General features: G+C 66.5%; 25 protein-coding genes. 22 read left to right on the top strand and 3 right to left on the bottom strand.

The annotated features are described in order from the left end of the window. The first annotated feature begins 24 nt into the window (after nucleotides 1–24). The 9 genes from K7G82_RS19755 to K7G82_RS19715 all read left to right on the top strand — a co-directional run bounded on the left by K7G82_RS19755 (nucleotide 25) and on the right by K7G82_RS19715 (nucleotide 7,133). The gene (locus K7G82_RS19755; protein WP_222991650.1) at nucleotides 25–1,251 is read left to right on the top strand and encodes a YjgN family protein; all 1,227 of its coding nucleotides are present in this window, start codon (nucleotides 25–27) and stop codon (nucleotides 1,249–1,251) included. After that, the gene (locus K7G82_RS19750) at nucleotides 1,235–2,326 is read left to right on the top strand and encodes a M48 family metallopeptidase (protein ID WP_246623710.1); all 1,092 of its coding nucleotides are present in this window, start codon (nucleotides 1,235–1,237) and stop codon (nucleotides 2,324–2,326) included. The genes K7G82_RS19755 and K7G82_RS19750 overlap by 17 nt, the downstream gene beginning before the upstream one ends. Before the next feature lie 55 nt (nucleotides 2,327–2,381). Beyond that, entirely contained in the window at nucleotides 2,382–3,119 is a 738-nt protein-coding gene (locus tag K7G82_RS19745) for an alpha/beta fold hydrolase (RefSeq protein WP_222991649.1), read from the top strand. Beyond that, on the top strand, nucleotides 3,116–3,886 hold the full coding sequence (locus tag K7G82_RS19740; RefSeq protein WP_222991648.1) for a tetratricopeptide repeat protein: 771 nt from the start codon (nucleotides 3,116–3,118) through the stop codon (nucleotides 3,884–3,886). The genes K7G82_RS19745 and K7G82_RS19740 overlap by 4 nt, the downstream gene beginning before the upstream one ends. A 90-nt stretch (nucleotides 3,887–3,976) precedes the next feature. Beyond that, nucleotides 3,977–4,390 (top strand): VOC family protein, encoded by a 414-nt coding sequence (locus tag K7G82_RS19735; protein WP_343228614.1) that lies wholly within the window; start codon nucleotides 3,977–3,979, stop codon nucleotides 4,388–4,390. Beyond that, nucleotides 4,384–5,445 carry an NAD(P)H-dependent flavin oxidoreductase gene (locus tag K7G82_RS19730; protein ID WP_222991647.1) on the top strand — a complete coding sequence of 354 codons (1,062 nt, stop codon included), beginning with the start codon at nucleotides 4,384–4,386 and terminating at the stop codon, nucleotides 5,443–5,445. Before K7G82_RS19735 ends, K7G82_RS19730 begins: the two co-directional genes overlap by 7 nt. Continuing rightward, the gene (gene gloB, locus K7G82_RS19725) at nucleotides 5,439–6,167 is read left to right on the top strand and encodes a hydroxyacylglutathione hydrolase (protein WP_222991646.1); all 729 of its coding nucleotides are present in this window, start codon (nucleotides 5,439–5,441) and stop codon (nucleotides 6,165–6,167) included. The genes K7G82_RS19730 and gloB overlap by 7 nt, the downstream gene beginning before the upstream one ends. Before the next feature lie 46 nt (nucleotides 6,168–6,213). Further along, on the top strand, nucleotides 6,214–6,633 hold the full coding sequence (locus K7G82_RS19720) for a hypothetical protein (RefSeq protein WP_222991645.1): 420 nt from the start codon (nucleotides 6,214–6,216) through the stop codon (nucleotides 6,631–6,633). A gap of 101 nt (nucleotides 6,634–6,734) precedes the next feature. Continuing rightward, on the top strand, nucleotides 6,735–7,133 hold the full coding sequence (locus tag K7G82_RS19715; RefSeq protein WP_222991644.1) for a hypothetical protein: 399 nt from the start codon (nucleotides 6,735–6,737) through the stop codon (nucleotides 7,131–7,133). Between the two features lie 119 nt (nucleotides 7,134–7,252). On the opposite strand, the gene K7G82_RS19710 is transcribed toward K7G82_RS19715, so the two are convergent. Next, nucleotides 7,253–9,046: an AMP-dependent synthetase/ligase gene (locus tag K7G82_RS19710; RefSeq protein WP_222991643.1), complete on the bottom strand. Its 1,794-nt coding sequence runs from the start codon at nucleotides 9,044–9,046 to the stop codon at nucleotides 7,253–7,255. Between the two features lie 79 nt (nucleotides 9,047–9,125). Continuing rightward, entirely contained in the window at nucleotides 9,126–10,160 is a 1,035-nt protein-coding gene (locus K7G82_RS19705; protein ID WP_222991642.1) for a quinone-dependent dihydroorotate dehydrogenase, read from the bottom strand. Between the two features lie 365 nt (nucleotides 10,161–10,525). On the opposite strand from K7G82_RS19705, the gene K7G82_RS19700 reads away from it, so the two are divergent. From K7G82_RS19700 to K7G82_RS19640, 13 genes are all read left to right on the top strand, one after another. Beyond that, nucleotides 10,526–11,401, top strand: coding sequence for a helix-turn-helix transcriptional regulator (locus K7G82_RS19700; RefSeq protein WP_222991641.1), 876 nt, complete (start codon nucleotides 10,526–10,528; stop codon nucleotides 11,399–11,401). Between the two features lie 93 nt (nucleotides 11,402–11,494). Next, a complete protein-coding gene (locus tag K7G82_RS19695) occupies nucleotides 11,495–11,902 on the top strand; it encodes an RrF2 family transcriptional regulator (protein WP_222991640.1) in 408 nt (135 codons plus the stop codon). Next, nucleotides 11,902–13,371 (top strand): Fe-S cluster assembly protein SufB, encoded by a 1,470-nt coding sequence (gene sufB, locus K7G82_RS19690; protein ID WP_222991639.1) that lies wholly within the window; start codon nucleotides 11,902–11,904, stop codon nucleotides 13,369–13,371. Before K7G82_RS19695 ends, sufB begins: the two co-directional genes overlap by 1 nt. After that, on the top strand, nucleotides 13,368–13,670 hold the full coding sequence (locus K7G82_RS19685) for a hypothetical protein (protein WP_222991638.1): 303 nt from the start codon (nucleotides 13,368–13,370) through the stop codon (nucleotides 13,668–13,670). Before sufB ends, K7G82_RS19685 begins: the two co-directional genes overlap by 4 nt. Before the next feature lies 1 nt (nucleotide 13,671). After that, the gene (sufC, locus tag K7G82_RS19680) at nucleotides 13,672–14,415 is read left to right on the top strand and encodes a Fe-S cluster assembly ATPase SufC (RefSeq protein WP_222991637.1); all 744 of its coding nucleotides are present in this window, start codon (nucleotides 13,672–13,674) and stop codon (nucleotides 14,413–14,415) included. Continuing rightward, the gene (locus tag K7G82_RS19675; protein ID WP_222991636.1) at nucleotides 14,412–15,518 is read left to right on the top strand and encodes a SufB/SufD family protein; all 1,107 of its coding nucleotides are present in this window, start codon (nucleotides 14,412–14,414) and stop codon (nucleotides 15,516–15,518) included. Before sufC ends, K7G82_RS19675 begins: the two co-directional genes overlap by 4 nt. A gap of 59 nt (nucleotides 15,519–15,577) precedes the next feature. Next, entirely contained in the window at nucleotides 15,578–16,777 is a 1,200-nt protein-coding gene (locus K7G82_RS19670; protein WP_222991635.1) for a cysteine desulfurase, read from the top strand. Continuing rightward, a complete protein-coding gene (locus K7G82_RS19665; RefSeq protein WP_222991634.1) occupies nucleotides 16,774–17,247 on the top strand; it encodes an SUF system Fe-S cluster assembly protein in 474 nt (157 codons plus the stop codon). Before K7G82_RS19670 ends, K7G82_RS19665 begins: the two co-directional genes overlap by 4 nt. A 132-nt stretch (nucleotides 17,248–17,379) precedes the next feature. After that, nucleotides 17,380–17,733: a HesB/IscA family protein gene (locus K7G82_RS19660; RefSeq protein WP_222991633.1), complete on the top strand. Its 354-nt coding sequence runs from the start codon at nucleotides 17,380–17,382 to the stop codon at nucleotides 17,731–17,733. A 283-nt stretch (nucleotides 17,734–18,016) separates the two neighbouring features. Further along, entirely contained in the window at nucleotides 18,017–18,688 is a 672-nt protein-coding gene (locus K7G82_RS19655) for a pyrimidine 5'-nucleotidase (RefSeq protein ID WP_222991632.1), read from the top strand. Further along, nucleotides 18,689–19,525, top strand: a complete 837-nt coding sequence (gene dapD / locus K7G82_RS19650) for a 2,3,4,5-tetrahydropyridine-2,6-dicarboxylate N-succinyltransferase (protein WP_222991631.1) — start codon at nucleotides 18,689–18,691, stop codon at nucleotides 19,523–19,525. Between the two features lie 34 nt (nucleotides 19,526–19,559). Next, on the top strand, nucleotides 19,560–20,027 hold the full coding sequence (locus tag K7G82_RS19645; RefSeq protein WP_222991630.1) for a MarR family winged helix-turn-helix transcriptional regulator: 468 nt from the start codon (nucleotides 19,560–19,562) through the stop codon (nucleotides 20,025–20,027). Beyond that, nucleotides 20,024–21,031 carry a LacI family DNA-binding transcriptional regulator gene (locus K7G82_RS19640; protein WP_222991629.1) on the top strand — a complete coding sequence of 336 codons (1,008 nt, stop codon included), beginning with the start codon at nucleotides 20,024–20,026 and terminating at the stop codon, nucleotides 21,029–21,031. Before K7G82_RS19645 ends, K7G82_RS19640 begins: the two co-directional genes overlap by 4 nt. A gap of 53 nt (nucleotides 21,032–21,084) precedes the next feature. On the opposite strand, the gene K7G82_RS19635 is transcribed toward K7G82_RS19640, so the two are convergent. Further along, a complete protein-coding gene (locus tag K7G82_RS19635; RefSeq protein ID WP_425517299.1) occupies nucleotides 21,085–22,125 on the bottom strand; it encodes a YeiH family protein in 1,041 nt (346 codons plus the stop codon). Between the last annotated feature and the right edge of the window lie 90 nt (nucleotides 22,126–22,215).

The following is a 22,215-nucleotide window of genomic DNA, read 5'->3' as shown; positions in this document are numbered from 1 at the left end:
CAGGGCATCACTGGGGGAGCCGCAATGGACGATCACGCCGTAACGCATGATCAAGGTGCTGGCGAAAGCGCATTCGCCTTCGACGGATCATGGCGCGAATTCGCGCCGATCGCGATCACGAATCTTCTGCTGACGATCGTCACGCTCGGCATCTACCGTTTCTGGGCGACGACGCGGGAGCGCCGTTATCTGTGGAGCCGCACGCGCTTCATCGACGATCGTTTCGAGTGGACGGGCACCGGACTGGAACTGTTCATCGGCTTCGTCCTCGTGCTGCTGCTGGTCTTCGTGCCGCTGTTCGTGCTCCAGTTCGTCGCGCAGGGCATGATCCTGCGCGGGCATGTCGTGGCCGTCGGCATCCTGTTCTTCCTGCTCTACATGTTCTTCTTCTATCTGTTCGGCATCGCCCGTTTCCGCGCACTGCGTTATCGGCTCAGCCGAAGCTGGTGGCGCGGCATACGTGGCGGCAGCGACGATCAGGGCTGGCGCTATGGCTGGTCGTTCCTCTGGAAAACCGTGGTCAGCTACCTCGCGCTCGCGCTGATGATTCCCTGGTCGATGGCCAGCCTGTGGAACGAACGCTGGAACGCGATGAGCTTCGGTGCGCAGCCGTTCGAGTCGGACGCACGCTGGGGCAACCTCTTCCTGCGCTATCTCCTCTGCTGGGCCCTGCCCTGGGTGATGGCGGTCGGGCTGATGTTCGCGATGATCCCGGTCGTCATGATCGCGGCGGGCAGCGGTGAACCGCCCGGGCCGGGCATCATGATCGCGATCTTCGCGCTCGTCCTCGCCTTCTACGTGCTGATACCGCTGGCCGCGCTGGTCTATTACGCGGCCTTCATGCGCGAAGCGGTCGGCGCGCTGCGTCTCGGCACGATCGAATTCGCGTTCACGGCACGCACCAAGCACTGGCTGCTGCTGTTCCTCGGCAACTTCGGCCTGTGGCTGCTGGCGCTCGCCGTCGCGATCATCCCGCTCATGGCATTGGGCCTGCTCGCGAATTTCACGAATCTGCAGCCGGGCGAAACGCCTTTCTCGGAAAACAGTCTGGGCTTCGTCGTCACGCTCGTCGTGCTGGTGATTCCCTTCGCGCTGGTCGGCCCCTTCATCCGCTATCGCACCTGGCGGTTCGGCGTGACGTGGCTCGAAGCCTATGGCGAGATCGACGCGGACGTGCTCACCCAGTCGACCACCCGCACGCCCACCCAAGGCGAAGGGCTGCTCGATGCTTTCGATGTGGGCGCGATCTGAGGTGAGTGACGGCGTTCCAGTCTGGCATTATGACGGAGTCACCGCGCGCCGGCGCCATCCGCTGCTGGTGACGGACGCGGCGGGATTCCGGTTGATCGAGGATGAGGTGGAGTCCGGCCCGTTCGGCTGGGATGCGCTTGTCGCGCAGGCCGGCGCTGCGAATGAACGCGTCTATGGTCTCAAGTCTCAACCCGGCTGGCGGATCGGTTTCACCGGGGGCGTGCCGGCGGAGATCGATGTGCTGCTGCCGCACCCTGAACGCTACGGCCGGCTGATCGATCGATTCGGGCTTGTTCGCGCGTCCGCGGTGCTGGCGGTCATTGCCGGTTTCGTCGTCTTTATCGGCGTCACCGCGCCGGGCTGGATAGCGCCCTATGTGCCGTCGAGCTGGGAGAAGCGGCTGGGTGACGCCATGGTCGGCGATTTCGGCGGGCGTTTCTGCAAGGGGGCCGGTGGCCAGCAGGCGCTCGACGCTCTTGCCCGCCAGCTCGATCATGGCGGCGATCCGATCGAGGTGCGTGTCGCCAATATCAAGATGGTCAATGCAGTGGCCTTGCCCGGCGGCAAGGTCGTTATCTTCCGCGAACTTCTGTCCGATGCCAAATCGCCCGACGAGGTGGCCGGTGTGCTGGGGCATGAGATCGGCCATGTCCGCAATCGCGATGTGATGGCCGCGCTGTTGCGGCAAATGGGGCTCAGCGTTCTGCTCGGCGGATTCAGCGGCGATGTCGGCGGCACGTTCAATGCGCTGTTGTCCGCCACCTATTCGCGCGAGGCGGAGGCGAATGCCGACAATTATGCGATCTCCGCCCTGTCGCGCGCGGGCATTTCGCCCGCCGCGACCGCCGGCTTCTTCGCCAGGCTCGCGCGCGACGAGGCCAAGCTCGGCCCGGCGCGCGCGGCGCTCGGTTATATGTCCAGCCATCCGCTGTCGGAGTCGCGTGAACGCAAGTTCAAGGCGGGCGTGGCCGCGTCCGCGCGCTACCGGCCCGCGCTCGATGCCGCGCAATGGCGGGCGCTCTCCGATATCTGCAAGAACGATCCCGAGGCCGAGGAAGGCTGGTTTCCGGGCTGAGCGGCCAGCCGGAAAGCGGGTGCCGCTTTTGCGGGTGATGGGGTAGGAACATCCCATGGCAACCGATTTCCTCGCCCGGCCCGACGGGCTTCGCCTCGCTTACGCGCATCGTCCCGGCAGCGGACCCACCATCGTTTTCCTGCCCGGCTATATGTCGGACATGGAAGGATCGAAGGCGCTCGCGCTCGATGCCTGGGCCGCAGAAACGGGGCGCGCGATGCTGCGGCTCGACTATGCCGGGTGCGGCGCGAGCGAGGGGGCGTTCGAGGACGGAACGCTGCTCTCGTGGCGCGACGATGTGCTGCATTTGATCGACGGCGTGACCGAGGGGCCATTGCTGCTCGTCGGATCGTCGATGGGCGGCTGGCTGATGCTGCTCGTCGCGCTTGCGCGGCCGGATCGCGTCACCGGCCTGGTCGGCATCGCCGCCGCGCCGGACTTCACGCAATGGGGGTTCACCGATGCGCAGAAGATCGAGATCGTCGAACGCGGCCGGATCGAGGAGCCGAGCGATTATGCCGATTCGCCCTATGCGACGACGCGCGGCTTCTTCGAGGCGGGGCAGGCGAGCCTGTTGCTGGATGCGCCGATCGCGATCGATTGTCCGGTGCGGCTGCTCCACGGCCAGGCCGATCCCGATGTGCCGTGGAGCGTTTCGCTCCGTCTTGCCGAACGGCTTCGTTCAGCCGATGTGCAGGTGGCGCTGGTCAAGGACGGCGACCATCGCCTGTCGCGTCCACAGGATATCGCCCTGCTTCGCGCGACTGTCGCCAGCCTGCCGGAGACCGGATGACCCCGATCCTTCTGATGCTTGCCGCCCAGACGGCCGCCCCTGCCGGTGGGGAGGCGCGGTTCGACGCCTGTGTCGCGCTGATCGCCGAGGATCCGAACAAGGCGATCGCCGATGCGGATCAGTGGCGGATCGGCGGCGGCGGTGTGCCGGCGCGCCACTGCCTCGCGCTCGCTTATGCCGCGCAGCAGCGTTTCGCGCCGGCGGCGGTCGCGTTCGAACAGGCGGCGCGCGATGCGGAGATGGCGCGCGACGCGCGTGCCGCCAATCTCTGGGTGCAATCGGGCAATGCGCGGCTGGCGGCGAAACAGGCCGAACAGGCACGCGCCGCCTTCGACGCCGCGTTGGCGCATGGTACGCTCGAGGGGGAGCAACTGGGCGAGGCGCATCTCGATCGCGCCAGGGCGCGTGTCGCGCTCGGCGACAATCCGGGCGCGCGGACGGATCTCGATGCGGCGCTGAAACTGGTGGCCGCAGATCCGCTGGCCTGGCTGCTCTCGGCGACGCTCGCGCGGCGGAGCAGCGATCTTGCGCGCGCGCAGACCGATATCGCTGAGGCCGCGAAGCTGTCGCCCGACGATCCGTCGGTCGCGCTGGAGGCGGGCAATATCGCGATCCTCTCCGGCGCGCCCGAGGCCGCGAAGGCGGCGTGGCAGGGGGCGGTACGCAATCGGCCGGACAGCGATGCCGGCAAGGCGGCGGCGGCGGCGCTCGCCGCGCTGGAAGCTGATATGGCGAAGGCGACACCGCAACCGGCGAAGCCGCAATAGGACTGGACGCGAGGCTGCAATGCGTCGCGGGATCGCCTATATCGTCCTGGCCCGGCCCTGACCGGGCGGCAATCGAGGCAGGCCTTTCCCGTGAAATATCTCCACACCATGATCCGCGTCACCGATCCGGACGAGACCATCCGCTTTTTCGAACTGCTGGGCCTCAGGGAAGTCGGGCGGATGGACAGCGAACAGGGCCGTTTCACGCTGATCTTCATGGCCGCGCCGGGCGATGAGGACGCGCAGGTCGAGCTGACCCATAACTGGGATCCGGAACCCTATGCGGGCGGGCGGAATTTCGGCCATCTCGCCTATCGCGTCGACGATATCTACGAGACCTGCCAGCGGTTGATGGATGCGGGCATCACGATCAACCGTCCCCCGCGCGACGGCCATATGGCGTTCGTGCGCACACCCGATGGCATCTCGATCGAACTGCTTCAGGACGGCCGTCTCGAACCTGCCGAGCCCTGGGCGTCCATGCCCAATACCGGCCAATGGTGAAACCGGTCGCGGACCTGCTGCGCGCCCATCCGGTCATTCAGGCGCCGATGGCGGGGGCGGGCGGCGTCGTGCTGGCGGCCGCCGCGATTCGCGGCGGCGGGATCGGTTCGCTGCCCTGCGCGCTGCTGGGCGCGCCGCAGGCGATCGAACAGGCCGCCGCCGTTCGGGCCGAGGCGCGGGGTCCGCTCAATCTCAATTTCTTCTGCCATGATCTGACGGCGCCGGGCGATGATTCGGCATGGCGCGCGCTGCTCGCGCCCTATTATGCCGAATATGGCGTCGGCCCGCCCGAGGTTCCGCCGCCGCTGCGCCGGCCCTTCGACGCGGCGATGTGCGACGCCGTCGAGGCGATCGCGCCCGAGATCGTCAGTTTCCATTTCGGCTTGCCGTCACGGGCCTTGCTCGATCGCGTCGCCGCGACGGGCGCACGCATCCTGGCGTCCGCGACCAGCGTGGCCGAAGCGCGCTGGCTGGCGGCGCATGGCATCGACGCCGTCATCGCTCAGGGGTTCGAGGCCGGCGGACACACCGCGCGCTTCCTGCCCGTGGCGCCCGGCACCGAAATGGGTCTGTTCGCGTTGCTGCCGCAGATCGTCGATGCCATCGACCTGCCGGTGATCGCGGCGGGCGGCATCGCCGATGCGCGCGGCGTCACCGCGGCTTTCGCGTTGGGCGCGAGCGCGGTGCAACTGGGCACCGCTTATCTTCACTGCCCCGAAAGCCTGGCGTCCGCCGCGCATCGGGCATTGTTGCGGAGCGAGGCGGCGGAGACCACGCGTTTCACCAATCTGATCTCGGGCGGGCTGGCGCGCGGCCTGCCCAACCGGTTGGTCGAGGAACTGGGCCCCGTCAATCCGGCGGCGCCACCCTTTCCCCATGCATCGGCCGCGCTCGCCGCGCTGCGCACCGCCGCCGAAGCGCAGGGGCGGACCGATTTCTCGACGATCTGGAGCGGACAGTCGGCGCGGCTCGGCGGCCCCGAATCCGCCGAAGCGCTGACCCGCCGCCTGACCGAGGCGGCGCACGCGCATATCAAGGGAGAGGGATCATGCTAGAGATCGTCCGCATTCCGGTCCTCAGCGACAATTATGTCTGGCTCGTCCATGAACCCGTCTCGGGTGAAACCATGGTCGTCGATCCCGCCGTCGCGCAGCCGGTGCTCGACGAGGCCGAACGGCGCGGCTGGCGCATCACCCAGATCTGGAACACGCACTGGCATCCCGATCACACCGGCGGCAATGCGGAGATCAAGGCGGCGACCGGCTGTGTCGTGACCGGCCCGGCCGCCGAAGCCGAACGCATTCCCACGCTCGACCGGCTGGTGAGTGAAGGCGATCGGGTGGCGCTGGGCGATGTCATCGCCGACGTGCTGGACGTGCCGGCGCACACCGCCGGGCATATCGCCTATCACATCGCCGACGAGGCGCTGGCGTTCGTCGGCGATACATTGTTCGCCATGGGGTGCGGGCGGCTGTTCGAGGGGACGGCGGAGCAGATGTTCGGCAATATGCGGCGGCTGGCCGCGTTGCCCGATGAAACCCGCATCTATTGCGCGCACGAATATACGCAGTCGAACGGCCGTTATGCGCTGGTCGCCGAGCCTGACAATGCGGCGCTGCGCGATCGCATGGCTGCGGTCGATGCCGCGCGCGCGGTCGGGGAGGCGACGGTGCCGACCACCATCGCGCTGGAGCGCGCGACGAATCCGTTCATGCGCGCCGCCGATGTCGCCGAACTCGCGCGTCGCCGCGCGGAAAAAGATGCGTTTCGCGGGTGATTGTCGTATAGGTTGAAGGAGATAGAAACGCATGATGGAGATTTCGATGCGTGTTCTGATCCCCTTCGCCGCTCTTGCCGCGCTGTCCGGCTGTACCGGTACGCCTTCGCCATCGGAGGAGGCGGCCGCCGCTCGCCGCGCCGCGAGGGCTGAAACCGAGCTGGCGGACGCGCTGAAGGGCAAGACCGCCGGCAAGCCGGTGAGCTGCGTGAATCTGCGCGACATCCGCTCGACCAAGACGATCGGCGATCGCACGCTGATCTACGAGGTCAGCGCGCGCCTCGCCTATCGCAACGATCCGGCGGGCGGTTGCCCGGCGAGTGCCGCCGGCCGCACGCTCATCACGCGCACGCCCAGCACGCAATTGTGCCGTGGCGACATCGTGCGTGTCGTCGACCTGACTGCCGGGTTCGATGTCGGCACCTGCCTGCTCGGCGATTTCACGCCTTATACCAGGTCTCGATGAGCGTGACTCATCGAGACCTGGTATCAGCCTGCGCGGCGCTTGAGCGAACCGATCGAGGATGCGTGAGCATCTTCGAGATCGCATAATAGGAAATGACTGGAATGCGTTTGCCTCTGCTGATCGCCGGCGTCGCGGCCTTGCTCGGCGCCGCCCCGGCGCCCGATGACGAGCGCAGCCCGCGCGCGCAGGCGAAGCTCGACAAGGCCCTGGCCGGGCGCGTCGCCGGCGCCACCGTCGATTGCGTGGACGTCGCGCGGTTGAGCGGGCCGAGCATCATCGACAGCCGCACGATCCTCTATCGCGACATGAGCCGGCGGGTCTGGCGCAACGACCTGCCCGAACAATGCGGCATATTACGGCCGGAGCGGATCGTCGTGCTCCAGCTCCAGGGCAGTCAGCTTTGCCGTGGCGACGCGATCGACATTCTCGATCGCGGGCTCAACGTGCCGATGGGAAGCTGCCGCCTGGGCGGCTTCACGCCTTACGAAAAGGGGCAATAGGGGCTCATCATGAGCCCGTCCGGACTGAACTCGTCGAAGTCCTGCTCTCCTTCAGCGCCAGCCGGCAAGAACATGGCTTCGACAGGCTCGGCCCGGACGGATCTTTACTGGCCAGCGCATCACCCCTTGTAGAGCGCGTCCATCCTCGGCCCATAGACTTCGCGCAGCACATGGCGGCGGATCTTGAGCGACGGCGTCATCTGCTTGTTCTCGATCGAGAAGGCCTCATCGGCGAAGACGAAGCGTCGCACCTTCTCGGTTGTCGAAAGGTCGCGGTTGACGCGGTCGACCGCGGCGGAAACGGCGGCGCGGAAGGGTTCATGCTCGCGCAGCAGCGCGATGTCCCCCGGCAGGCCGTGGGTCTTGGCGAATTCGCGCGCCCATTCGGCGTCGGGCACGATCAGCCCGACCAGATAGGGGCGGCGATCGCCCGCCACCATCGCCTGGGCGATTTCCGGCTGCAGCGTCAATATGCCCTCCACCTTCTGCGGAGAGACATTGTCGCCCTTGTCGAGGACGATCAGGTCCTTCTTGCGATCGGTGATGACGATCCGGCCCTTCTCGTCGATATGGCCGATATCCCCGGTATGGAGCCAGCCATCGACGAGCGCGCGTTCGGTCTCGGCCTCGTTGCGCCAATAGCCTTTCATCACCAGTTCGCCGCGTACCAGGATTTCGCCATCCTCGGCGATGGCGACCTCGGTATCGGGCAGCGGCGGGCCGACCGTGTCCATCTTGATACCGGCCTTGGGCCGGTTGCACGAGATGACCGGCGCCGCCTCGGTCTGGCCGTAGCCCTGCAACAGGGTGAGGCCGAGCGAATGGAAGAACACGCCGATATCGGGATTGAGCGGGGCGCCGCCGGAGACGAGCGCCTTCATCCGGCCGCCGAAGCGCGCCTGGATCTTCGGGCGCAGCGTGCGATCGAGGATCATGTCCATCGGCTTGTCCCAGAAGGGCAGGCCGCCCTTCAGTTCCTTGGCGCCGATGCCCAGCGCGCGCCGGAGCAGCGCCTGGGGCAGCGTACCCTGCTTCTCGATGGTTTTCACCATACGCTGGCGCAGCACTTCGAACAGGCGCGGCACGACCACCATGATCGTCGGGCGTACCTCCTCGATATTGGCGGCCAGCTTGTCGAGCCCTTCGGAATAATAGATCTCGGCGCCCAGCCCGATCGGGAAAAACTGCCCGCCGCTATGCTCATAGGCGTGGGAGAGCGGCAGGAACGACAGGAACACCTCGTCGTCCCAGCCGAAATCCTCGGAGATGACGGCGGTGCAGCCGGCGGCATTGTGCAGGATCGCGCCATGATGCTGCATCACGCCGCGCGGGGCGCCGCCCGTGCCGCTGGTGTAGATGATGCAGGCCAGGTCGTCGCGGCCGATGCCTTCGGCGGCGCTGGCGATCGCGGCGATGTCGGGCGTCTCGCTGTCGATCAGCGCGCGCCAGTCGTGAAAGGCGGTGTCGCCGGTCTGGCCGATCCGCATTTTCTCGATGCCGATCACCGCGCGCACGCGCGACGAGCGGATCACCGACGGCATCACCACGCGGGCGAGCTTGTCGGTGGAGACGATCACAGCGCGCGCCTCGCTATCCTCCAGGATGTGATGATGGTCGCGTTCGGTGTTGGTGATGTAGGTGGGCACGGTCACGCAGCCCGCCGCCATGATCGCAAGGTCCGCGATGCACCATTCGGGCCGGTTCTCGGATACGAGCATGACATGTTCGCCCGGCCGCAGCCCGATGCGTTTCAGCCCGGCGGCGAGCGCCGCCACCTGCTCCGCCACCTGACGCCAGCTTTGCGAAACCCAGCGTCCGCCCTCCTTGTGCCACAGGAACGGCGCGTCGCCCTTCTCCGCGGCGCGCGTGAAGAACATGGTGACGAGATTGGGGAAATGTTCGAGTCTGCGCATGGCCTCTCCCACAAGGCACGGTGCCCCCCGTGTCGCTTGATTCAGGCCGATAGTAGAGCGGTTTGTTGCAGCGGCAAGCTTATGGTTCGCCCACCGCCTCGATCACCCTGGAAAAGCCGTCGCGTTCCAGCAGGGCCTTGAGTTCGCTGGCGATCCGCCGCGCGAGTCCGGGCCCGTGATAGACGAGCGCCGAGTAAAGCTGGATCAGGCTCGCGCCCGCGCGAATCCGGCGATAGGCGTCCTCGCCGCTCGCGATCCCGCCCGCGCCGATCAATGGCAAGGCGGAGCCGGTCGCGGTGCGGAAATCGCGGATGCGCTGGAGCGCGACGTCCCTGAGCGGCGCGCCGGAAAGACCACCGGTCTCGCCGGCATGCCGGTTACGGAGCGGCGGACGCGCGATGGTGGTGTTGGAAACGATCAGCCCCTCGATCCGCGCATCGATCGCGATCCGGGCGATATCGTCGATATCGGCGGTCTCCAGATCGGGCGCGACCTTCAGGAACAGCGGCGGGCCGTCCATGCCGCGCATGTTCATCACAGCGTCGAGCAGCGCGGTCAGCGCGCCGGCATCCTGCAACGCGCGCAAACCCGGCGTGTTGGGGGAGGAGATGTTGACCGTCAGATAATCGGCCACGGGCACCATCGTCCGCACGCCATGAACATAATCGGCGATACGATCCGCGCTGTCCTTGTTCGCGCCGATATTGACGCCGACGATCCCGCCCTGTCCGGCGCGGCGGCTGAGCCGTTCAAGTGCCGCCGCCTGCCCGCCATTGTTGAAGCCCATGCGGTTGATCACCGCCTCATCCTCCGTCAGGCGGAACAGGCGGGGTTTGGGATTGCCGTCCTGGGGCAGCGGGGTGATCGTGCCGATCTCGACAAAGCCGAAGCCGAGCCCCAGCATCGCGTCGGGCACTTCGCCATTCTTGTCGAAGCCTGCGGCCAGCCCGATCGGATTGGGAAAGTCCATCCCCGCGATTCGCGTCGCCAGCACCGGATCGGGCGCCGGCGGCGCTGCGCCCGGCTTCAGCTTCAATGCCGCAAGAGTCAGTTCATGGGCACGCTCGGCGTCGAGCGTGAAGACCATCGGACGGACGATCGAATAGAGCCCCATGGCGCGCCTATGCCAGCGCGCCGCGACCGGGTCAAAGCTTCGCTTCCCCGATATGCTGCCGGAAAGAGCAGGCGACCGGAACGCGCTCGCGAATTTTCGGCCCGAAAGAATCCGGGGAGGCCAGCAATTCCGCCGAACCTGTCGATTCCGTACAATACCGAAAGTGTTGGATCGCCTATACCCATTGGGCGACCCGAAGGGCTCCCGATCGGGAGTTCTTTCACTTATCGGGCCTGGCCGGCTTGTCCGGCCGGGCCTTTTTTTGTGCGAATCCAGCTTGACCTTGGTCCCAAACGCGTTTCGTGCGTTTGAGGGGGAAGACCGCGCATCGGCGTCGGTGAACTGGGGGCGAAACTGGGGACGCCATGACCGATATTGCAGACCAGGCCGCGCCTTCGCCGGTCTCGCTCGATTATGCCGCCCCATGCCCAGAACTGCGCGACTATCTTTCGGTCTTCTACGATTTTCGGGCGGATCTGCCGGTCTTCGAGGATCAGGAGCGCGCCGATTTCGCGCAGTTCCGTTTCATGCTCGCGGGCGAGGGCGCCTATCGCTTCGCCGACGGCCATGAACAGGCGGCGCCCCCGATCGCGATCGTCGGGCCGACCACGGGCAACACGCATATCCGCGTCACCGGGCCGGTGCATGTGTTCGGCGCTGGGCTGCTCCCCGCCGGCTGGGGCGCGCTGATGGGGATCGAGGCATCGACTCTGGTCAATCGCGCGGTCGACGCGACGCATCTTTTCGGCCCCGGCCTGGTCGATGTGATGATGGAATTGCGCGCCGCGCCGACGCTGGAGGCGATGGTCGCGATCGGCAACCGCGTGACGCTCGAACTGGCGCGGCGGATCGACCGGGCGCCGCTCGCCTTCACCCGCATCGTCGATGACTGGCTTGCGGCATCGCTCTCGCCGCAGGTCGACGATCTCGTCGCGCGCCTCGGCCTGTCGCGCCGCCATGTCGAGCGTCAGTGCAAGAAACTCTACGGCGCGCCGCCCAAGCTGCTCGCGCGCAAATATCGCGCACTGCGAGCCGCGATCACGCTGGCGCGCGGCGAGGCCCAGATGGCGGACCTTATCGGCCAGGGTTTCTACGACCAGTCGCACTTCATCCGCGAGATCAAGGCGTTCACCGGCGTGACGCCCAGCCGTTTCCAAGACGATCTGCCGACCCTGGCGCGCCTGACGCTCAAGCGCGCCGAACTGGCGGGGCAGGTGGATCCGATCATCTATCAGACCTGAGGTGGAGTGAAGCGCGAAGGGTTGATTGTCACCCGGTCCGCCGCCATATGCCCAATCGGAACGAATCAATCCGATTGAGAGTCATTCGCAACAATGCGCCTGTCGAGCCTTGCCGATTATGCCGTCGTGATGATGGCCGCGGCCGCGCGCAATTGCGGGTGCCGCAAGATGAACGCGACCACGCTGAGCGCGGAGACCGGCATTCCGCTGCCCACCGCGCAGAAGCTGGTCAGCCGGCTGTCATCGGCCGGACTGCTCGAATCGAGCCGCGGCACCGGCGGCGGCGTCCGCCTTGCCCGGCCACCCGCGATGATCAGCCTGGCCGATGTGGTCGAGGCGGTCGAGGGGCCGATCGCGATGACCGCCTGCACCGAACATGGCAGCCATGATTGCGCCCGCGAGGCGGCGTGCCATGTGAAGCCGCATATGAATGTCGCCAATGCCGCGGTTCGCGGCGCGCTGGCCGGCGTAAGCCTTGCCAGCCTGTCGGGAGCCGCGTGATGGCCACCAGAAATGCCGAAGCCCAGGCCGCCGCTGACAAGCTCAGCCAGTATGAATGGGGTTTCTCCAGTGACGTCGAGCAGGATTTCGCGCCCAAGGGGTTGAGCGAGGATACCGTCCGCTTCATTTCGGCCAAGAAGAACGAGCCGGAATGGATGCTCGAATGGCGGCTGAAGGCCTATCGCCATTGGCTGACGATGGAATCGCCCGACTGGGCGAAGCTCGCCATCCCGCCGATCGATTATCAGGACGCCTATTATTACGCGGAGCCGCGCAAGAAACCGTCGCTGAAATCGCTCGACGAGCTCGATCCCGAGATTCTGGAAACCTATCGCAAGCTCGGCATTCCGATTGAGGAGCAGAAGGTGCTCGCGGGCGTCGAGGGCGCGCGCAAGGTCGCGGTCGACGCGGTGTTCGACAGCGTCTCGGTCGCCACCACTTTCCGCAAGGAACTGGAGGAGGCGGGCGTGATCTTCCGCTCGATCTCCGAAGCCATCCGCGAGTTCCCCGATCTGGTGAAGAAGTGGCTGGGCAAGGTCGTGCCCCAGCACGACAATTATTTCGCCGCGCTCAACTGCGCGGTCTTCTCCGACGGCACCTTCGTCTACATTCCCGAAGGCGTTCGCTGCCCGATGGAACTGAGCACCTATTTCCGCATCAACGCGGAGAATACCGGCCAGTTCGAGCGGACGCTGATCGTCGCCGACAAGGGCAGTTACGTCTCCTATCTCGAGGGCTGCACCGCGCCGATGCGTGACGAGAACCAGCTCCACGCCGCCGTGGTTGAGCTGGTCGCGCTCGACGATGCCGAGATCAAATATTCGACCGTTCAGAACTGGTATCCCGGCGATGCCGAGGGCAAGGGCGGCATCTATAATTTCGTGACCAAGCGCGCCCTGTGCCAGGGCCGCAACAGCAAGGTGAGCTGGACCCAAGTCGAGACCGGCTCCGCGATCACCTGGAAATATCCGTCCTGCGTGCTCGCGGGCGAGAACAGCGTCGGCGAATTCTATTCGGTCGCGGTCACCAACAATCGCCAGCAGGCGGATACCGGCACCAAGATGATCCATCTTGGCAAGGGCAGCCGCTCGACCATCGTGTCGAAGGGGATCAGCGCGGGCGGATCGAACAACACCTATCGCGGGCTCGTCCGCGTCGGGCCGACGGCGGAGGGCGTGCGCAACTTCACCCAGTGCGACAGTCTGCTGCTCGGCGACAAATGCGGCGCGCATACCGTGCCCTATATCGAGGTGCGCAATCCGAGCGCACAGATCGAGCATGAGGCGACGACCAGCAAGATCAGCGACGATCAGCTTTTCTATGCGATGCAGCGCGGTCTCGATCAGGAGGCGGCGGTGGCGCTGATCGTCAACGGCTTCGCGCGCGAAGTGCTGCAGCAACTGCCGATGGAATTCGCGGTGGAGGCGCAGAAGCTGCTCGGCATCAGCCTCGAAGGGAGCGTCGGGTGATCTGGATGCTTGCGGCGGCGCTGCTGCAGGCCGCGCCCGCCGACGATGAGATCGTAGTGATGGGCCGCCGCCTTCAGGCGCTGTCGGTGATCCTGAGCCGCGACGCGAAGGGCAAGTTCGCATGCGGGCTGAGCGAGTCCAGCGGCAACCCCGCGGTCGATGCGCAATTGTGCCGGACGGCCGCGAAATGCGCGAAACAGGGCAAGGTCGCCGCCGATGCGATGCGAAGCTGCATCGATGCGCGTAAGCCCGCGATACTCGAAGAATTCGCCGCGCGCGTGCGGTCGGGAAAAGGTTGAAATGCTCAAGATCGAGAATCTCCACGCCGAAGTCGACGGCAAGCCGATCCTCAAGGGACTGACGCTCGCGATCAATCCCGGTGAGATCCATGCGATCATGGGCCCGAACGGCGCCGGCAAGTCGACGCTCGCCTATACGCTTGGCGGCCGGCCGGGTTATGACGTGACTGGCGGTTCGGTCGATTTCGCCGGGCAGGATCTGCTCGAGATGGAGCCGCACGAGCGCGCCGCCGCCGGCCTGTTCCTCGGGTTCCAGTATCCGGTCGAGATCCCCGGCGTCTCCAACGTCCAGTTCCTGCGCGAAGCGCTCAACAGCCAGCGACGCAACCGTGGCGAGGCGCCGCTCTCCGGCGGCGAGTTCCTGAAGGTCGCGCGTGCCCAGGCCGATGCGATGGGCATGGATATGGACATGCTCAAGCGGCCGGTGAATGTCGGTTTCTCGGGTGGCGAGAAGAAGCGCAACGAGATGGTGCAGATGGGGATCATCGATCCCAGGCTCGCCATTCTCGACGAAACCGACAGCGGCCTGGATATCGACGCGCTGCGCGTGGTGGGCGAGGGCATCAACCGCATCATGCGCACCCCCGACAAGGCGGTGTTGCTGATCACCCATTATCAGCGTCTGCTCGATTATGTGCAGCCCGACTTCGTCCATGTGCTGAGCGCGGGCCGGATCGTGCGCTCGGGCGGCAAGGAACTCGCGCTCGAACTCGAACGCGAAGGCTATGGAGCGCTGGCGGCGTGAACCTCGCGCTTCCCTCGGTCCGCCAGGAGGCGTGGCGCTGGTCCGATCTGTCGGGCCTGGAGGCGATCGCCGACGCACCGCGCGGCGCGGTCGAGGCCCTGGATCCGTCAGCCTTCTTCCTCGATCTTGGCGGCCCCCGCCTGGTTTTCATCGACGGCGTGTTCGACGCGGCGTCGAGCGATCCGCAGGGCGTGACGATCGGCCCGGTCGATGCCGCGACCGATCATCCGCTCGGTCGCGCCGCGACGGGCACCGGCTGGACGCTGTCGCTGGGCACCGATCATGCGACATCCGGCCCGGTCGAGATCGTCCATGTCGCGACGGGCGGCGCCAATCACCTGCCCGGCCGGATCGCGCTGGCGGCGGATGCGCAGGCGAGCATCGTCGAAACTTTTCTGGGCATCGGCTGGACCAACCGGCTGACGCATATCGATCTGGCGCCGGCCGCGCGACTGATGCGCTCGGTCCGCCTGCTTCAGCGCGAGGGTTTCGTCTCGCTGCGCGACGAGGCCGAGATCGGGCAGGCGGCCAGCCTCGTCACCATCGTGCTTGGCGCCGGCGAAGCCGGCAGCCGCATCGACGCCGCGCTGAACCTGTCGGGCGAAAGCGCCTTCGCCGAAATGGGCGGGACGCTGCTGTGCCGTGGCGACCAGCGCCAGGAGGCGGCCGTCGTGCTGCGCCATGCGGCCGAGAACGGCGCCAGCCGCCAGACCTGGCGCGCTGTCGCCGCCGACCGCGCGACCGCCAGCTTGGCGGCGCGCGTCGAGGTTGCGCGTGGCGCGCAGAAGACCGATGGCGAGCAGTCGCTGCGCGGCCTGCTGCTCAAGCGCACCGCGACGGTCAATCTGAAGCCCGAGCTCGAGATCTTCGCCGACGACGTCAAATGCGCGCATGGCGCGACCGTGGGCGAACTGGACCGGAATGCGCTGTTCTATCTCCAGAGCCGGGGCATCCCGCCGGCGCAGGCAGAGGCGCTGCTGACCCGCGCTTTCGTCGCCGACGCGCTCGACCGGATCGGCGAGGAGAAGGTTCGCGAGGCGTTCGTGAAGGATGCGGACGCGTGGCTTGATGGCGAAGGGGTTAGCGGAGGGTCTGCGACATGAGCCCCGAGACCTCCACACACACCCTCCCCCGACCCCTCCCGCAAGCGGGAGGGCCGCAGATGCTTCGCCCACTCGATCATCTCGCCGATTTTCCGGCGATCCCGGCGGGCTGGGCCTATCTCGATACCGCCGCCACCGCGCAGAAGCCGGCGCCGGTGATCGCCGCGATCGATCGCGCCTATGCGGAGACCTATGCCACGGTCCATCGCGGCGTCTATCAGCGCTCGGCCGACATGACGATCGCGTACGAAGCCGCGCGCGAACGCGTGGCGCGCTTCATCGGCGCGGGATCGGCGTCTGAGATCGTGTTCACGCGCGGCGCGACCGAAAGCATCAATCTGGTCGCGCAAAGCTGGGGGCAGGCGCATCTCAAGCGCGGCGACCGTATCCTGCTTTCGATGCTGGAGCATCATTCCAACATCGTGCCATGGCAGTTGCTGCGCGATCGCATCGGCATCGAGATCGATGTCGCGCCGCTGACCGCCGATGGCCGCATCGATCTCGACGCTGCGCAGGCGATGCTGACCCCCGCGCACAAGCTGGTCGCGCTCGCCCATGTCTCGAACGTGCTGGGTTCGGTGCTCGATGTCCGCCGCGCCGCCGAACTGGCGCATGCGGTCGGCGCGAAACTGCTGCTCGACGGTTGCCAGGCGGTGCCGCGACTGCCGGTCGATGTCGCCGCGATCGGCGCCGATTTTTACGCCTTCTCGGCGCACAAGCTTTACGGGCCCACCGGTTTCGGCGTGCTCTGGGCGCGTCCGGACATCCTCGATGCGATGCCGCCCTGGCATGGCGGCGGCGCGATGATCGATCGGGTGACGTTCGAACGGACGACCTATGCGCCCCCGCCCGCGCGCTTCGAGGCGGGTACGCCGCACATCGTCGGCGCGCTCGGCCTGCATGCCGCGATCGACTATGTCGAAGGCATCGGGCTGGAGGCGATCCATGCGCACGAGACCGCGCTGGTCCGCGCGACGCGCGACGCGCTCTCCGCGATCAACAGCCTCACGCTGTTCGGGCCCGAGGATTCGGCGGGCATCGTCAGCTTCGGCATCGAGGGGGTTCATCCCCACGATATCGGCACCATATTGGATGAAGGGCATGTGGCGATCCGCGCCGGCCATCATTGCGCGCAGCCGCTGATGGCGCATCTGGGCGTCGATGCCACCGCGCGCGCCAGCTTCGGGGTCTATAATGGCGAGGCCGATGTCGCCGCGCTGGTGAAGGGTATCGAACGAGTGACGAGGATCTTCGGGTGAGCGACGAACGCAGGATCGAGATCGAGCAGGTCGATGCGGCCGAAAAGCCGCCCAGGGCGCGCGTCGAGGACGCGGAGGCGCCGCGTGATATCTTCGAGCGGAAGCGCGATTATCTGGAAGGTTTCCTGGCGCAGGCGCCCGTCGCGGATCCGGCGGGCCAGCCGGGCGGCGATCTCTACGAAGCGGTGATCGGATCGCTGAAGGAGATCTACGATCCGGAGATTCCGGTGAACATCTATGATCTCGGCCTGATCTACGGCGTCGACATCACCGATGACGGCCATGCCGTGGTGACGATGACGCTCACCACGCCGCATTGTCCGGTCGCCGAATCGATGCCCGGCGAGGTCGAACTGCGTGTCGGCTCCGTGCCCGGCGTTGGTTCGGCCGAGGTCAATCTGGTCTGGGATCCGCCATGGGATCCGCAGAAAATGTCCGACGAGGCCAAGCTCGAACTTGGGATGCTGTAGCAGTCGATCAAAGTGGTACTTTGATCGAGAAAGTTAATCCGTTTGTCCCGAGCGAAGTCGAGGGCCATGGGCATCGCGCGAGAGACGTGTCTCGACTTCGCTCGACACAAACGGGGACAGGATTGGAATGAGATGACCACGACCACCCGTACCCGTCCCGCCGCGCTGACGCTTACTCCGGGCGCTGAAAAGCGTATCGCGGAGCTGATGGCGAATGCGCCGGAAGGCGCGATCGGCGTCAAGCTTTCGACGCCGCGGCGCGGCTGCTCGGGGCTGGCCTATTCGGTCGACTATGTCAGCGAAGCCAATGGCTTCGACGAGCGGATCGAGACGCCCGGCGGCCTGTTCTTCGTCGACGGCGCGTCGATTCTCTATCTCATCGGATCGAAGATGGACTGGGTGGAGGATGATTTCACCGCGGGCTTCGTGTTCGAAAATCCCAATGCCAAGGGTGCTTGCGGCTGCGGGGAAAGCTTCACAGTTTGATACCGGGATGCGGAGTCCGCCGTTAGATCGACGGGAGCGCGTGGCATGCGACGTTTCCGAGGTCGGAGTAATCCTATCACCGTCATTCCGGCGAAAGCCGGAATCTCGTGCTCGATGCCGAAGAAGATTCCGGCTTTCGCCGGAATGACGCCCTTTTTTGATCACTTTAGAAGCGGCACCCCCGCTTACCCCACGGCTTCGTGAAATCCCGACTCTCGTTGGGATGGCCGGGTGAGGCACCATTGCCGCAGACCGGCCCCTCGGCTACAGGCCGGGTCCTGTCATGGTCCCCGCGCTCGCCCATATCCGTAACTGGATCTTCGATCTGGATAATACGCTTTATCCGTCGTCGGCCGATCTGTTCGCGCTGATCGATGCGCGGATGGGCGAATATATCGGCGGGCTGCTGGGCGTCGACCGGATCGCGGCGCGCAAGGTGCAGAAGGATTATTTCCACGCGCATGGCACCACGCTGGCCGGGCTGATGGCCGACCATCAGGTCGATCCGCACGAATTCCTCCGCTTCGTTCACGACGTGCCGATGGACCGGCTGGTGCCGGACCATCGCGTGATCGACGGTATCGCGCGGCTGCCCGGGCGGCGGATCGTCTTCACCAACGGCGACGCGAGCTATGCCGCGCGCGTGCTCGACAAGCTCGGGCTGGGCGATCTGTTCGAGACGATCTACGATATCCATCTGCTCGACTATCGGCCCAAGCCCTATGCGGAGGGCTATGAGCGGATGTGCGCGGCGCTCGGCATCGCCGCCCCCGAATCGCTGTTCGTCGAGGATATGGCGCGCAATCTGGTGCCGGCGAAGGCGCTGGGGATGACGACCGTCTGGGTGAACAACGGATCGGAACAGGCCGGCGCCGACGCGCGGAGCGACCTGATCGACTACATAACCGCCGATCTCGGCGATTGGCTGGACCATGTCCTTGCAAAGGGGGAATGAATGAATTCTGACGTGCAGACGGTGATCGAGGCGGCGTGGGACGCGCGCGACACCTTGGGTTTCGGCACCACCGGCGAGGTCCGCGACGCGGTCGGGCATGCGCTGGCCGCGCTCGACGCGGGTGAGGCGCGCGTCGCCGAGAAGGTGGATGGCGACTGGGTGGTCAACCAGTGGCTCAAGAAAGCCGTGCTGCTCTCCTTCCGGCTCAACGACAATGTCGTGATCGAGGGGCCGGGCGGCGCCAACTGGTTCGACAAGGTGCCGTCGAAATTCGCCGACTGGGGTGAGAATCGCTTCCGCGCCGCCGGCTTCCGCGCGGTGCCGGGCAGCGTCGTCCGTCGCGGGGCGTTCATCGACAAGGGCGTCGTGCTGATGCCCAGCTTCGTCAATATCGGCGCCTATGTGGGCGAGGGCACGATGGTGGACACCTGGGCGACCGTCGGCAGCTGCGCGCAGGTCGGCCGCAACGTCCACCTGTCGGGCGGCGTCGGGCTGGGCGGCGTGCTCGAACCGCTTCAGGCCAATCCGGTGATCATCGAGGATGACTGCTTCATCGGCGCGCGCTCCGAAGTCGTGGAGGGCGTGATCGTCGGCCAGGGGTCGGTGCTGTCGATGGGCGTGTTCATCACTTCGACCACCAAGATCGTCGATCGCAACACCGGCGAGATCTTCGTCGGGCAGGTGCCGCCTTATTCGGTGGTCGTGCCCGGCACGCTTCCGGGCAGGCCGCTCGCCGACGGTTCGCCGGGGCCGAGCCTTGCCTGCGCGGTGATCGTCAAGCGCGTCGATGCGCAGACGCGCGCCAAGACCGGCATCAACGAACTGTTGCGGGATTGACGGCGACGCATCGAAGGGAGGATCGTGCGCGGCCATGACGCACGCCTCCCTCGTTCTCGACGAATTCATTCCCTATCGGCTGTCGATCGCCTCCAATGTGGTGAGCGACATCATCGCCAGCGCCTATGAGGCGCTGTTCGGGCTCAGGATCCCCGAATGGCGCCTGGTCGCGGTGATCGCCGAGGAAGGGCAGGTGACGCAGCAGCGCATCTGCACGCGCACCCGGATGGACAAGGTGACGGTCAGTCGCGCCGCCATCGCGCTGGTCGATCGCGGGCTGATCGCGCGTAGCGCGCACAGCGGCGATCGCCGTTCGCACCTGCTGGCGCTCACCGATGAGGGGCGGGCGCTTTACGCCGATGTGTCGCCCAAGGCGCTCGAACTGGAAGCGCGGATCTTCAGGGATTTCGGCAGCGAGGAACTGGCCGGTTTCATGACGATGCTGCGCCGGATCGAGGTGGCGGCGCTCGATGTGCTGTCCCCCGAGGATGCAGGGGCATGACGCGGACGACGATCAAGGACGTGTCCGACGCCGCCGGCGTCTCGATCAAGACGGTCTCGCGCGTCCTCAACAAGGAAAAATATGTCAGCGAGGACACGCGCCTGCGTGTCGAGGCGGCGGTGGCGCGGCTCAACTATCATCCGAGCCTTGCGGCGCGCACGCTGGCTGGGCGACGATCGTTCCAGATCGGGCTGATCCACGACAATCCCAATCCCTATTATATCTACAACATGCAGGCCGGGGTCGGCGCGCGCTGCCGCGAGGCGGGTTTCCGCATGATCGTCCAGCCCTGCGACATCAATTCGCCTGCGCTGATCGACGATATCGGCAGCCTGATCGATCAGGCGCAGCTCGACGGCATCATCCTGACGCCTCCCGTCGCCGATGCCGCGCCCGCGCTGGAGGAACTGGAGCGCCGGCGCATTCCCTTCGTGCGCGTCCAGCCGGGAACCGACCTGACCGCGACGTCGTCGTCCTTCATCGACAACGTCCAGGCGGCGGACGACATGACCGCGCATCTGATCGCGCTCGGCCATCGCCGCATCGGCCTGGTGATGGGCCATGCCAATTATGTCGCGAGCGGCCAGCGGCTGACCGGCTATCGCCAGGCGCTGCAGCGCGCGGGCATCGGTTTCGATCCCGCGCTGGTCCAGGCCGGTCAGTTCGATCTCCAGTCGGGCTCGGCGGCGGCCGAGGCGCTGCTCGCGCTCGAGCGGCCCCCGACCGCGATCTTCGCGAGCAGCGACGAGATGGCGGCGGGCGTGCTCGCCACCGCGCATCGGCGCGGCATCGCGGTGCCCGGCCAATTGTCGGTCGCCGGCTTCGACGACACCGATCTGGCGCAGGTGGTCTGGCCGCCGCTGACGACGATCCGCCAGCCGATCCATGCGCTCGGCTATGCGGCGGCGGATCTGCTGCTGGCGTTCGACGAGCGTGTCGAGCGGCGGCGCCTGGATCATGAACTGATCGTCCGCGCATCGACCGCGCCGCCGGGCGGGGCATAGCCGTCTTCTGGACTGTTGCTCCAGCTTTCGCTGGAGCAAGAGTGAAGGGGTGCTTACCCGATCAGCGTGAAGGCCCCGAGCGCACTCAGCATCAGCGCGACCAGCGTAGCCGCCAGGATCACCAGCAGCGGCCGGGCGCCCGCGCGGAGCAGGCTGTCCATCGGCGAGCGGATGCCGGTCGCGGTCACGGCGCAAGCGAGCAACGCCGAAGCGCCGGTCTGCGCGACATTGCTCACCGAGGCGGGCACGGTGAGCAGCGAATTGACGGCGGCGAGCGCGAAGAAGCCGACGACGAACCAGGGAAGTGCCGCGATGCCCGCGCTGGCGCCCTTGTCGCGTGGGAAGAATATCGCGACGACGGCGAGCACGGGCGCGAGCAGTGCGACGCGCGTCAGCTTGACGATCGCGGCGGTTTCGCCGGCATGGTCCGAAAAGGAATAGCCCGCGCCCAGCGCCTGCGCGACGTCGTGGATCGACGCGCCGATCATGAAGCCGGCCGCCGTGTCGCCCAGCCCCGCCTGGTGCGCGATGATCGGATAGAGGAACATCGCGAACGAACTCATGGCGGACACGCCGACCAGAACGAGCGCGAGCTGGGCCTGGCTGATCCGCCTGTCGCCGAGCAGGGTCGCCAGCGCCATCGCGGCGGAGGCGCCGCAGATCGCGACCGCGCCACCCGCGAGCGTGCCGAAGGCGGCGCTGAAGCCGAAGGCGCGCGCGGCGAGGATGCCGGCGCCGAGCGTCAGCCCCACGATCACCAGGATCGCGGCGAGCGCGGCCGGGCCGAGTTCGCCCATCTGGCCGAAGGTGACGCGCAACCCGACAAGCACGATGCCCGCGCGCAGCAGCGTGCGCGACGCGAAGGCGAGGCCAGGGGCGAGCCGCTTGTCGGCATTGAGGAAATTGAGCGCCAGCCCGATGAGCAGCGCCATCAGCGTCAGCGGTGCGCCGTAGTGATCGGAGAGATAGGCGGCGGCGAGGGTCGCGAAGGCGGTGACGATCAGTCCGGGGATATGGTCGCGCAGGCTGGGCGCGCTCGCGGGCTCGTAAAGTTCGCCATAGAGATCGGCCACCGCCGGCATCGGCCGCTGCATCGCGCTGTCGTTCACGTCTGTCCCCTGATGCCTGTTGCGATGTGCTGTGATTAAGCATTGTCACTTTGTCTATGACAGCGCTATCCTATA

It is taken from the genome of Sphingomonas colocasiae (assembly GCF_019880585.1).
GTDB lineage: Bacteria > Pseudomonadota > Alphaproteobacteria > Sphingomonadales > Sphingomonadaceae > Sphingobium_A > Sphingobium_A colocasiae.
Note: the sequence above shows the minus strand (reverse complement) of the source record. Positions and strands in the feature narration are given on the sequence as shown.

Excerpts from the sequence above, each read along its gene's own strand:
- K7G82_RS19755 (WP_222991650.1), top strand. The coding sequence starts at position 25 with ATGGACGATCACGCCGTAACGCATGATCAAGGTGCTGGCGAAAGCGCA.
- K7G82_RS19750 (WP_246623710.1), top strand. The coding sequence starts at position 1,235 with ATGTGGGCGCGATCTGAGGTGAGTGACGGCGTTCCAGTCTGGCATTAT.
- K7G82_RS19745 (WP_222991649.1), top strand. The coding sequence starts at position 2,382 with ATGGCAACCGATTTCCTCGCCCGGCCCGACGGGCTTCGCCTCGCTTAC.
- K7G82_RS19740 (WP_222991648.1), top strand. The coding sequence starts at position 3,116 with ATGACCCCGATCCTTCTGATGCTTGCCGCCCAGACGGCCGCCCCTGCC.
- K7G82_RS19730 (WP_222991647.1), top strand. The coding sequence starts at position 4,384 with ATGGTGAAACCGGTCGCGGACCTGCTGCGCGCCCATCCGGTCATTCAG.
- gloB (WP_222991646.1), top strand. The coding sequence starts at position 5,439 with ATGCTAGAGATCGTCCGCATTCCGGTCCTCAGCGACAATTATGTCTGG.
- K7G82_RS19720 (WP_222991645.1), top strand. The coding sequence starts at position 6,214 with ATGCGTGTTCTGATCCCCTTCGCCGCTCTTGCCGCGCTGTCCGGCTGT.
- K7G82_RS19715 (WP_222991644.1), top strand. The coding sequence starts at position 6,735 with ATGCGTTTGCCTCTGCTGATCGCCGGCGTCGCGGCCTTGCTCGGCGCC.
- K7G82_RS19710 (WP_222991643.1), bottom strand. The coding sequence starts at position 9,046 with ATGCGCAGACTCGAACATTTCCCCAATCTCGTCACCATGTTCTTCACG.
- K7G82_RS19705 (WP_222991642.1), bottom strand. The coding sequence starts at position 10,160 with ATGGGGCTCTATTCGATCGTCCGTCCGATGGTCTTCACGCTCGACGCC.
- K7G82_RS19700 (WP_222991641.1), top strand. The coding sequence starts at position 10,526 with ATGACCGATATTGCAGACCAGGCCGCGCCTTCGCCGGTCTCGCTCGAT.
- K7G82_RS19695 (WP_222991640.1), top strand. The coding sequence starts at position 11,495 with ATGCGCCTGTCGAGCCTTGCCGATTATGCCGTCGTGATGATGGCCGCG.
- sufB (WP_222991639.1), top strand. The coding sequence starts at position 11,902 with ATGGCCACCAGAAATGCCGAAGCCCAGGCCGCCGCTGACAAGCTCAGC.
- sufC (WP_222991637.1), top strand. The coding sequence starts at position 13,672 with ATGCTCAAGATCGAGAATCTCCACGCCGAAGTCGACGGCAAGCCGATC.
- K7G82_RS19670 (WP_222991635.1), top strand. The coding sequence starts at position 15,578 with ATGCTTCGCCCACTCGATCATCTCGCCGATTTTCCGGCGATCCCGGCG.
- K7G82_RS19660 (WP_222991633.1), top strand. The coding sequence starts at position 17,380 with ATGACCACGACCACCCGTACCCGTCCCGCCGCGCTGACGCTTACTCCG.
- K7G82_RS19655 (WP_222991632.1), top strand. The coding sequence starts at position 18,017 with ATGGTCCCCGCGCTCGCCCATATCCGTAACTGGATCTTCGATCTGGAT.
- dapD (WP_222991631.1), top strand. The coding sequence starts at position 18,689 with ATGAATTCTGACGTGCAGACGGTGATCGAGGCGGCGTGGGACGCGCGC.
- K7G82_RS19645 (WP_222991630.1), top strand. The coding sequence starts at position 19,560 with ATGACGCACGCCTCCCTCGTTCTCGACGAATTCATTCCCTATCGGCTG.
- K7G82_RS19640 (WP_222991629.1), top strand. The coding sequence starts at position 20,024 with ATGACGCGGACGACGATCAAGGACGTGTCCGACGCCGCCGGCGTCTCG.
- K7G82_RS19635 (WP_425517299.1), bottom strand. The coding sequence starts at position 22,125 with ATGCAGCGGCCGATGCCGGCGGTGGCCGATCTCTATGGCGAACTTTAC.